Source organism: Terriglobia bacterium (genome assembly GCA_020073205.1).
Lineage (GTDB): Bacteria > Acidobacteriota > Polarisedimenticolia > Polarisedimenticolales > JAIQFR01 > JAIQFR01.
This window is the reverse complement of sequence record JAIQFR010000023.1, coordinates 36,613-46,285: the sequence shown is the minus strand read 5'-3', so window position 1 is coordinate 46,285 and position 9,673 is coordinate 36,613. Positions and strand designations below refer to the sequence as shown.

At 71.2% G+C, this 9,673-nt stretch carries 10 protein-coding genes; 6 read left to right on the top strand and 4 right to left on the bottom strand.

What is annotated here, in order from left to right; genetic code table 11:
• Nucleotides 1-60 precede the first annotated feature (60 nt).
• The gene (locus LAO51_07055) at nucleotides 61-1,437 is read right to left on the bottom strand and encodes an aspartate kinase (GenBank protein ID MBZ5638505.1); all 1,377 of its coding nucleotides are present in this window, start codon (nucleotides 1,435-1,437) and stop codon (nucleotides 61-63) included.
• Entirely contained in the window at nucleotides 1,434-2,501 is a 1,068-nt protein-coding gene (asd, locus tag LAO51_07050) for an aspartate-semialdehyde dehydrogenase (protein ID MBZ5638504.1), read from the bottom strand. The genes LAO51_07055 and asd overlap by 4 nt, the downstream gene beginning before the upstream one ends.
• 119 nt (nucleotides 2,502-2,620) lie before the next feature.
• On the opposite strand from asd, the gene LAO51_07045 reads away from it, so the two are divergent.
• Nucleotides 2,621-2,866, top strand: coding sequence for a hypothetical protein (locus LAO51_07045; protein ID MBZ5638503.1), 246 nt, complete (start codon nucleotides 2,621-2,623; stop codon nucleotides 2,864-2,866).
• Nucleotides 2,867-2,873: 7 nt separating this feature from the next.
• Nucleotides 2,874-3,578 (top strand): HAD family hydrolase, encoded by a 705-nt coding sequence (locus tag LAO51_07040; GenBank protein ID MBZ5638502.1) that lies wholly within the window; start codon nucleotides 2,874-2,876, stop codon nucleotides 3,576-3,578.
• 44 nt (nucleotides 3,579-3,622) lie between these two features.
• On the opposite strand, the gene LAO51_07035 is transcribed toward LAO51_07040, so the two are convergent.
• Nucleotides 3,623-4,510: a PDZ domain-containing protein gene (locus LAO51_07035; GenBank protein MBZ5638501.1), complete on the bottom strand. Its 888-nt coding sequence runs from the start codon at nucleotides 4,508-4,510 to the stop codon at nucleotides 3,623-3,625.
• Nucleotides 4,511-4,667: 157 nt separating this feature from the next.
• On the opposite strand from LAO51_07035, the gene LAO51_07030 reads away from it, so the two are divergent.
• The 4 genes from LAO51_07030 to LAO51_07015 all read left to right on the top strand — a co-directional run bounded on the left by LAO51_07030 (nucleotide 4,668) and on the right by LAO51_07015 (nucleotide 9,122).
• Nucleotides 4,668-5,030 carry an STAS domain-containing protein gene (locus LAO51_07030; GenBank protein MBZ5638500.1) on the top strand — a complete coding sequence of 121 codons (363 nt, stop codon included), beginning with the start codon at nucleotides 4,668-4,670 and terminating at the stop codon, nucleotides 5,028-5,030.
• A 166-nt stretch (nucleotides 5,031-5,196) separates the two neighbouring features.
• Complete coding sequence (locus tag LAO51_07025; protein ID MBZ5638499.1) at nucleotides 5,197-7,074, top strand: type VI secretion system contractile sheath large subunit; 1,878 nt, start codon at nucleotides 5,197-5,199, stop codon at nucleotides 7,072-7,074.
• Between the two features lie 15 nt (nucleotides 7,075-7,089).
• The gene (locus tag LAO51_07020; GenBank protein ID MBZ5638498.1) at nucleotides 7,090-7,878 is read left to right on the top strand and encodes a hypothetical protein; all 789 of its coding nucleotides are present in this window, start codon (nucleotides 7,090-7,092) and stop codon (nucleotides 7,876-7,878) included.
• On the top strand, nucleotides 7,875-9,122 hold the full coding sequence (locus tag LAO51_07015) for a hypothetical protein (GenBank protein MBZ5638497.1): 1,248 nt from the start codon (nucleotides 7,875-7,877) through the stop codon (nucleotides 9,120-9,122). The genes LAO51_07020 and LAO51_07015 overlap by 4 nt, the downstream gene beginning before the upstream one ends.
• A 4-nt stretch (nucleotides 9,123-9,126) precedes the next feature.
• Here LAO51_07015 and LAO51_07010 read toward each other — a convergent pair whose 3' ends face one another.
• Nucleotides 9,127-9,657, bottom strand: a complete 531-nt coding sequence (locus tag LAO51_07010) for a hypothetical protein (GenBank protein ID MBZ5638496.1) — start codon at nucleotides 9,655-9,657, stop codon at nucleotides 9,127-9,129.
• Between the last annotated feature and the right edge of the window lie 16 nt (nucleotides 9,658-9,673).

The following is a 9,673-nucleotide window of genomic DNA, read 5'->3' as shown; positions in this document are numbered from 1 at the left end:
TCGCGATCGCCGCGGCTTCGATCTCGCGCCCCATCTTCCCGTAGCCGACGATCGCCACCCTCACGATCGCTCCTCCTCTCCGCCGTCCTCGAAGAACCGGCGGTGGAGTCCCCGGACCGCCTCGGCCAGCCGGTCCTCTCGGATGACCGCCGTCACGCTCGAACCCGAACCTCCGAGAGCCACGATCTCCGGCTCGGTCTCCGCCAGGGCCGACAGCACCCGCCCGCGGATCCGGCCCTCCCGGGCGAGCCCGGAGCCCACCACGCTCAAGAGGGCTCTGCCCGGGGCGTCGTCGACCTCGGCGATCCCGGAAAGGGCCCGCCTTGGCCCGTCGAGCGGCGATTCCGACCGGACGGCCACGCTGACGGCCACTTCGGACGAGACCAAGAGGTCCGGCACGAGTCCCGCCCGGTCGAATTCGGCGAGGACGGCAGGGAGAAAGCCGGTATCGAGGCGCATGCGTTTCGAGGCGATTCTCACGCTCCGAACCCCGCCCCGGCTGGCCACCGACACGATCGGGAGCGCCAGCGGGTCGCCCTCCGCGAGAATCAGCGTCCCATCGCCGTCGGGAGCCAGCGAATTCAGGACCCGGACGGGAATCGCGCGCCTCACCGCGGGAGCGATGGAAGAGGGGTGCAGGACCTTCGCGCCGTAGTAGGCGAGCTCCGCCGCCTCCGCGAACGACACCCTCGGGATCGTCCTCGCCGCCGGCACCAGCTTGGGATCGGCGGTCATCAGGCCGTCCACGTCCGTCCAGATCTGGATCTCGGCGGCCCCCATCGCGGAGCCGATCACCGCGGCCGAGGTGTCGGACCCGCCCCTCCCGACTGTCGTGGTCCTTCCGTCCCGGGTCGCTCCAACGAATCCCCCCGTCACGGGAACCTCCGCCGACTCGAGGATCGGGGCGAGCCGCGCCTCGGCGCGCCGCGCCACCTCCTCGAGGTCCGGCTCCGCCGCCCCATGGGTCGCGTCCGTGATCAAGACCTCGCGGGGATCCACCCACCGCGCAGGAAGCCCCCGGTCCTGGAGCACCGAGGCGACCAGGCGTGAGGAGAGGATCTCGCCGAACGAGAGGAGGGTGTCAGAGGATCGCGGCGTCCCCTCCCCCAGGATCCTCACCGAGCGGAGGAGCTGCCGGAGATCCTCGAACAGCGCGTCCACCTCGAGCGAAAGGTCGTGCCGGCGAGTCGGATCCTCGATCGAGCCGGCGAGCGCCCAGCGGTGGCGCCTCTCCACGTCCGCGAGGACCGGCTCGAGCGCTTCGCGGTCGCCGCGCCGGGCGGCGTCCACGGCCCGCACCAGGAGGTCCGTCACTCCCGCGAGGGCCGAGACCACCACGACGGGCCGCCGGTCGAGATGACGCCGGACGATCTCGACGACCCCCAGGATCCTCCCCGCGTCGGCGACGGAGGTCCCGCCGAACTTCATCACGATCAACGGCGGACCTCCGCGGCGAGCATCCCCTTCCCCGCCAGCAGCTCCGCGTTGAGGAGCGTGGCGCCCGCGGCCCCACGGACCGCGTTGTGCGAGAGCACCTCGAAGCGCAGCGTCAGGGCGGAGCACCGACGGACCCGTCCGACCACGACGGACATGCCGTCGCCCGCCCCGCGGTCGAGGCGTGGCTGCGGGCGGTCCTCCTCGGTCCGCACCACGATCGGACGTGGTGGCGCCGAGGGGAGTCCGAGACCCTGAACGTCGCCCCGGAACTCCCCAAGCTCCCGCGCAGCCTCCTCCGGGGACACGGACTGCTCCAGCTCCACGGAAACCGCCTCGAGGTGCCCGTCGAGCGTCGCGACCCGGTGGCAGTGGGCCGACACGCGCGCGTCGGACTCCACGAGCCCGTCCTCCCCGGCCCGGCCGAGGATCTTGCGGGTCTCGGGCTCGATCTTCTCTTCCTCGCCCGCGATCCACGGGATCACGTTGTCCACGATCTCGAGCCCGCGCGGTCCCTCGAGTCCCGCCCCGGAGAGCGCCTGGTACGTGGCCACCACGACGCGCCGCACGCCGAACGCACGGTCGAGGGGGGCGAGCGCCATGACGAGCCCGGTCACCGAGCAGTTCGGATTCGTGATCCAGTACCCCCCGCCGGTCCGCCGGCGTTGCGCCGCCAGGAGGGAGAGATGGGAGGCGTTCACCTCCGGGACGAGCAGCGGGACGTCCGGCTCCATTCGGAACGCGGAAGCGTTGCTGATGACCGGGAATCCCGCGGCGACGAACCGCGGCTCGATCTCGCGAGCCGCCGTCGCCGCCAGCCCCGACAGGACGAAGTCGCACCCTTCGAACGCGTCGGGAACGCACGGCTGGACCGTAAGCGACGCCGCGTCCTCGGGGGGATCCTCGGAGAGCCCCCAGCGAACGCACTCGCGGTAGCTCCGGCCTTGGGACCGCTCCGAGGCACCCACGACCGCGAGACCGAACCACGGATGGCCGGAGAGCCTCTCGATCAGGCGCTGGCCCACCAGTCCCGTCGCCCCGATGATGCCCGCCCTGTACGAGATCACCCTTCCTCCCCGCCGCGGACGATACCACCGCCGGGGCCCCGGGCGAAATCGTCTCGCATGCTATACTTGCCGCTTCCATTTGACCCATCGTTTCCCACAGGCGGGGCCGCGCGAAGCTCATGGCCGACATCGACTACAACGAGCCGAATCCCGCGCCGAGCCGCATGCGCTGCCTGCACCGCGGCCCCTCGGACGACTTCTTCTGCCTCCGGTACCAGGTCTGGTATCCGTCGCCGGACTGCGCGATCCGTACCAAGTTCAAGACCTCCAACGGTTGCCTCGACTGCGAGCAGGGACGCTTCAATCTGAAGCGGCACTCCGCCGCCCTTCGCGGGGTCCATTTTCACTTCGACGCCGAAGAGTGACCCCAGCATGGGCGAGCCGATCCGCCGGCCACCGGCAGCCGTGCGGGGCTTGGTCTTCGATCTCGACGGCACCCTCGTCGACTCCTACGGCGCCATCGCGCTCAGCGTGAACGCGGCCCGAAAGGCGTTCGACCTCGACCCGCTCCACGAGCGGGACGTACGCCGCCGGGTCGGTCGGGGGCTCGAGGCGCTCATGGCCGACGTGCTCGGCACGGACCGCGCCGCGGAGGGGGTCCGGATCTTCCGCCAGCGCTACGCGGAGGTCTACGCCGAGGCCACGTCGGCCCTCCCGGACGCCGTCCTAACCCTGCGGGAGCTCCGGTCGCGACGGTACCTGCTGGCCGTCGCCAGCAACAAGCCGGCCCGCTTCGGTAGACCGATCCTGGAGGGCCTCGGGATGGGAGGCCTTCTGGTGACCGTGGAAGGGCCGGACACCGCCGGCGCCGCGAAGCCCGAGCCGCCGATGATCGAGCGGTGCCTCCATGCCATGCGGATCGGTCGGGGCGAGGCCGTCTACGTCGGCGACATGGTGCTGGACGTGGAGACGGCGGCCCGGGCCGGGGTCCCCGTCATCCTCGTGCCCGGTGGCTCGTCCGAGCGCGAGGACCTCCTCCGAACCGGGGCCCCGGTGCTCGGATCGCTCGGCGAGCTTCTCGAGCTGTTTCCGCCGCTCGACGAGCGCCGCGACAACGAACCGGCAGGCGCTGCCTGAGCGGAGCGGGTTCGAAGCACGCCGGAATCAAGAGCGACGGGGGCTCAGGGCGTCTTCCCGAGCCGCTCGATCTCGCGCTTGAGCGCCTCGATCCGCGCGGTAAGCGTCGCCATCTCCGCCTCGATCTCGGCCATTCGCGCGGCGCGGTTCCGCCGCTCCGCGGCGTCGTGAGCATCGGCGAGGGAGGCGGTCAGCGATTTTCCGCCGCGCACGACATCGATGCTGAACGGTGCGGCGGGAGCGCGAAGGGCGAGCTGCACCTCCAGATCGTTGGGATCGAGGAGCGGCTTGCCGCCAGCACGAACGAGGACGTCCCCGACCTTGAGGCCGGCCTCGGCCGCGGGGCTCTCGGTCTCGACCTCGGTCACCAGAACGCCCGCGTCCGCCGGGGCGCCGTAGTGCAGCCTCAATTCACGAGGGATGGACGCCAGGCTCACGCCCGGACCTCTCCCGTCGCCGTACGCCTCCACGAGCGCGCGAGCCTCCCGCTCGGCCCGTGCGCCCGGTGGCACGGCTCGGGGAGTGTTCGAAGGGACCCTGAGACGGATCACCCTCGGCTCGACCTTCATTTCACGGCTTTCCACCTTGCCGTTGCGGAGGATCTCTAGCACGACCCTCTCGCCGGGGCGCAGCCCGCCGACGGCTTCCCGCAGGCTCTCGCGGTCGGTCACCGGCCGGTCGTTCAGGAGGAGGAGGAGATCTCCCTCGTGAATCCCCGCCTTCGCGGCGGGCCCGCCGTCGACCACCGCGATCACCTTGACGCCGCCGTCGGGGGCGTCGCCGAGAAAGAAGCCGAGCCAGGCCGGTTCGTCGGGCTTCGGGGAAGGCGCCGCACGCGCCGCTGGGGCGACCTGGGGTGCGGGCGGCGGCTCCGCCCCGGCCTGAGGCGCCTCGGACCCCGCCGCAACCAGGAGCGCAACCACGATGGTCAACGTTCCTCCCACGGGTTCGCCACCTCCTTCACTTCTCGGGAGATGTTACGCGCCCGACGCAGGAAAGACGAGCCTGCGCTGCCCCCCCCTCTGCTACAATCCGCTCCGCTCGGACGCTGCGTCCGCCGAAAAAGGAGCTCCGGACGGAGGATTCCGCGTGACCCAGGAGGGAACGTCCCCGATCCGCGACGTTCGCGAAGCGGACGGGGTGGTCTCCGTGGCCCTCGCTGGAAGCCTGTGCGGCGACGGTTCGACGAAAGTCCTCCTGGACGCGATTCACGAAATCGAGGCTCGGGGATCGCCCCGTCTCGTCCTCGACCTCGCGAAGCTGGAGCGGATCGACTCCGCCGGCCTCGGCGCGGTGGCGTCGGTGTACGTCTCGGTGACGAGGGTTTCTGGGAAGCTCGTGCTGGCGGGGGCGTCGCCTAGGGTGCAGGCCCTGCTCTCGACGACCATGCTACTGCAGGTGATCCCGCTGTACCCGGACGCGGAGTCCGCTCGGCGCTCCCTCTTGCGCTGAGCGCGGCCCCAGCCCGCCGGCCTGCCCCGGCCCCGCCCCATCCTCAGAAAGGTGGCCCTGGCGCGCTCTTCCCCGTGTAAGATGACCGCGGCGGCGCGACGATTTTCCGGCCGACCGTCGATCCGCGAGGCACGTCGGACGGCGCCGCGCGGGCGGAGAGGGACCCATGAACCAAGACCACGGGAAAGGTGGCGTAAAGCACGTCGAGGCGGGGTTCGGCGCCAGCGGAGAATCGCTCCCGGACATGCCGCTCAAGGTCGTGGTATTCGCGGAGTTGACGCCCCGGGATCCCAGGACCGGGCAATCGACCGAGCGCCGTCGGCGGGTTCCCGTCGATCGCGGGTCGTTCGACGAGGTGCTCAAAGGATTCGATCTTCACGCTCTCGTCGACGTTCCGGACCGCCTGGGGAGCGCCGCGGAGCCGCGGATCGTCGACGTCGCGATCGGCGACCTGAAGGCTTTCCGTCCCGAGGCTCTGGCCGAGGCGATCCCTGCCGCGCACGACCTGCTCCGGCTGCGCGCGGCTCTCGGGGAATTGAAATCGGCGAGGCTCCGGCTGGACGACGTGCGAAGCCTCGCCGGCTCGCTCGAGAGCCGCTCCGCCGTACTGGAGCGGGTGAGGTCGGCGCTGCTCGAGGCGGAGCCGGCAGCCGCTCCGCAGGCCCCGGCTCGCGTGCAGGAAGGCGGTCTCGACGCGCTCCTCGAGAAGGTGGCCCTGCCCGAGGGCGAGCCGTCGGGGCGCGGGGCCGATCTGGATCGGCTCGATGCCCTGGTGCGCGACCTGGCTCGATCGTCTCGCGGCTCGGATCACGCCGACCCGCGCGCCGTCGAGGGCGCGATCCGGGAGATCGATGCGGCGCTGTCGGCGCAGGTGGATGCCTTGTTGCACCACCCGGAGATCCGGCGTCTCGAGGCGGTCTGGCGCGGCCTCAAGCTCCTGATCGATCGGACCGACTTCGACAAATCGATTCGGATCGACGTGATCGCCTGCGGACGGGAGCAGATCCTCTCCGCTTTCGACGATCTCGTGGTCGTCCCGGAGTCCCAAGGGATCTCCTCGGAACCGGTCTCCTTCGTCGTGGTCGACCTCGAGTTCGACCGCACGCCTGCGGACATCGAGATCCTGGAGGGGCTCGCGCAACGAGGCGCCGCCCTGTCCGCCCCGGTCATCACTGGCGTCGGCGTCGGGTTCCTCGGGCTGTCGAAGGCCGGCGACCTCGCGCGGATGCCGGGCCTCAAGGACCGCTTCGGGTCGCCCGAGTACACGAAGTGGCGGGGGCTCCGCGAGGCGGGCGCTTCCCGGTGGCTCGGCGCCGCGTTCAACCGGATCCTGCTGCGGCCGGCGTACGCGCCGGGCGAGTGGGGCGACCGGGCGTTCGGTTATCGTGAGCGCCTGGAAGGCGGCGCGGACGAGCCCAGAGTCTGGGGCAGCGCGGTCTGGGCGGTGGCCGTGCTCGCGGTGCGATCCTTCGGCAGGATCGGTTGGTGCACGGACATGATGGGGCAGCGGGCCTCGGGCACGGTCGACGACCTGCCGGTGCGCCTCTACGACCGGCCCGGAGGCGAGGCCGTTTCCTTCCCGCTCGAGACCTCGCTCTCCGACGACGTCGAGCGGGATCTCACGGCCAACGGGGTGATGGCGATCACGTCACCCCTCGACTCCGACCGCGCCTTCCTGCGCTTCGCCCCCTCCGTTCACGCCCCCCAGCACTATCAGGATCCCGTCGACCGGGCTCGCGCCAAGCTCCAGTCCACGCTGCCGTTCCAGATGTTCGTGGGGCGGCTCCTGAACTACGCCATGGCGGTCGAGGGTTTGCTCGTGCCGGGGCGCAACGCCGATCAGATCGCCTCCGGCTACGACCGCGCGCTGCGCTCGCTCCTCGGCTCGGCGGGGCGTCCCGAGCCCGACGCGGTCAAGGTCGCCGTGCTCCCCAACGAGCAGGACCCGTCCACATCCGACCTCTACCTCAAGGTCCGCTGGCCCGGATCGCAATCGTTGCCGGGGGCCGGCGAGGTGGAGCTGCGCTGGCCCCTTCAGATCTGACACCGGAGGCACCCCATGTCGGCCGAACCGAAGCACGGACTCGAGATCACGCTGGAGCGGATGATGATCCTGCGGGCCGCCACCCAGGAGGTGTCCGCGTGGATCCTGAGGGAGGCCGAGGAGCGGCTCGGGTGCCTGCGCCCTCTCCTGCTGCCGCGCAAGCTCCTCGGGGGCCATCTCAAGTCCCCCGTGCACGAGGAGGTCAAGGACGCCGACAAGGCGTTCTCGGAGCTTCAGGCCGCCTTTCGCGAGGTCGCCGGCGCGCCGTTCAAGCTCACCGGCCGCCTCGATTCCCCGATCGATCCGATCGCGACCGACCTCGCGCTCTACGTCTGGGAGTACGCGTATCGGCCCGAGGGGAGCGACGCGAGCCGCCCGGTGACGGTCAAGTCTCCCCTGTCCTGGGTGCTGATGCACGCGGCGCCGGTCAGCCTGTCCCAGGCCCGCCAGATGCTCGCCGGAGGTGCCGGTCGGAGCGACGCCGACCTCAAGCAGTTCGCGATCAACGCGCTGGTCATCAAGCAGGTGTTCGACCGCAATCCTGCGCTGATCCGGCTGCTGGACGCGATCAGGCTCAAGGTCTCGATCGTCGAGCTTCCCGAGACCGGGAAGCTCCCCCTGGTCAAGCTGACCTCCCCGATCCCGACGTTCCGGCCGGCGGACAGCGTCGTGCTGAGCGCCACCCGGCTGTCGGGCGTCCCGATCTTCGAAGAGCTGATCGATGTCGAGGCGGCTCGAAGCCTGGCCGATCCCTATCGCGAACGTGTCGTCGATCTGATCGGAACGGCGGCGCTGGCGGGATGAAGCTCGCGCCGGCGGCGCTCGCCATCGCGCTCCTCGCCGCCGCGCAACGCGGAACGTCCGCGGAAGCCGCGAGCGACGCCCGGCTCTCCGCCGATCCCTACGTCTCCATCGAGACCGGGGCCGACGCCACCCGTACTTTCGCCGCCCTCATCGCGAGGCTCGAGACGGACGCTTTCCGTCCTCTCGAGGGCCGCCGATTTCCGGGCGTCGCCGCCCGATCGGTGAGAACGGTCCTCTTCGACCTGCCGGTCGCATGGTGGCTCGGCGTCCTGGAGCACGAGGCCTTCGGCCACGGTGGGCGTGCACGCGAGGTCGGCGCGCGCGCGGGCTTCCACATGGGCTCGCCCTGGGGCGGGCGCGACTCGTACGCCTCCTTCTCGACCGGCGGTCTCGCCATCGACGACGTCCTCCGGATCTACGCCGGCGGCACGGAGTCGAACAGCCGGACGGCGACCCTCGCGGAGAGAGACCTCGTCGCGGGCCGGCCAATGTCGTCCCTCGAGCTTCTCCTCGTGGCCGCCAACCGCTGGGTGGATTACGCGTACGTCGTGCGGACGACGCCGGATCCCGCACGCGATCCCGCCGGGTTCTACGGAGAGTGGGCGGGCGGAGGCGACGTCGCGAACTACCTCGGGCGCCTAATCGAGCGCGACACCGGCGACCCCGGCATCGCCCCCGGCGGCTCCTCGCAGCCCGTCCGCGACAACTATCGCCGGCTGCGCCGCCAGGCCGTCTGGAGCGTGCTGGATCCCGGCCTGTGGCTGTCGCTTTGGACGGCGGGACGCGCGGTGCTGGACGGCGACGCTTTCCCGCGCGTTCCCCTCCCCTCCTTTCGCGGCCGCGCCCTCCTCCCGCTCCTCTCAGCGGACTGGCTGCCCGACGGTGAAGTCGCCTCGCTCGAGATCGTCCTCGGTCCCGCCCGCGGCGTCCCTCCCGTCGACGCGGCGTGGTCCTCGCTCGTCGCTCGAGCGGGAGCCGGCCCCCGCGGCCGCATCGTCGCCGCCGGGGCGGCGACAGATCGGCTGCTCGCGCTCGACGGCCTGAAGATCGGGGGCGAGATCGAGGCTTGGCGACAGCCAACGAGCGGCGTCGGCGGCGGCGTGCGCGCGCGCTTTACCGCCCTTGGCGGCAGGATGCGGGGCGTCTTCGCCGAGGCCGGGGTGAAGACCGCCGGACACTGGCCCGGACGCCCGACGGGAACGGGAGCGTTCGCGAGCCTCGGCGTGTCGATTCCACTCCCGTGAAAGGTCAGGGACGCTCCATGGCCGATCCCTGCGCGGCCTTGACCGCGGCGATGAGTCGAGGCAGCTCCGCGCGCTCGACCAGGAAGCGCGGTGCCGGCACCCGGCGGGCGGTGGTGGGCGGCTCTTCGAGGGAGTTGGCGCCGATCGTGAGCTCGTGAGTCTTGCCCCGCAGCACGACGACCGGGATGCGCATCGTGCCCCGTCCCACGTACTCGTGACAGGCGATCTCCAGCTCGAGGGCCCGAGGGGCCAGGGTCTCGAGGAGCTTCCCCTTGCCGTCGACCAAACGGACCGCCTCGGGCTCGACCGTCAGCGTGTAGCGCTCCTTGCGCGGGAACGAGAGCACCATCACGACGATCAGCGTGACGGCCAGTCCGCCTCCCGCGATGCTCGCCGCCGTGAGCCCGAACGCGGTCGCCACACGCCAGCAGATGAGCCCGACGACCGGCAACACGACAAACACCCAGACGATCACCAGGAGCAGGATCCGGCTCTCCCTGGCCGCGTTGCTTACGAGCACGAAGGGTTGGTTCATCGGGCCACCTGGGTCA

What these genes read in the sequence shown, in the direction of transcription:
- LAO51_07045 (MBZ5638503.1), top strand. Translation starts at nt 2,621, where the DNA reads ATGGCCGACATCGACTACAACGAGCCGAATCCCGCGCCGAGCCGCATG.
- LAO51_07040 (MBZ5638502.1), top strand. Translation starts at nt 2,874, where the DNA reads ATGGGCGAGCCGATCCGCCGGCCACCGGCAGCCGTGCGGGGCTTGGTC.
- LAO51_07025 (MBZ5638499.1), top strand. Translation starts at nt 5,197, where the DNA reads ATGAACCAAGACCACGGGAAAGGTGGCGTAAAGCACGTCGAGGCGGGG.
- LAO51_07020 (MBZ5638498.1), top strand. Translation starts at nt 7,090, where the DNA reads ATGTCGGCCGAACCGAAGCACGGACTCGAGATCACGCTGGAGCGGATG.
- LAO51_07015 (MBZ5638497.1), top strand. Translation starts at nt 7,875, where the DNA reads ATGAAGCTCGCGCCGGCGGCGCTCGCCATCGCGCTCCTCGCCGCCGCG.
- LAO51_07010 (MBZ5638496.1), bottom strand. Translation starts at nt 9,657, where the DNA reads ATGAACCAACCCTTCGTGCTCGTAAGCAACGCGGCCAGGGAGAGCCGG.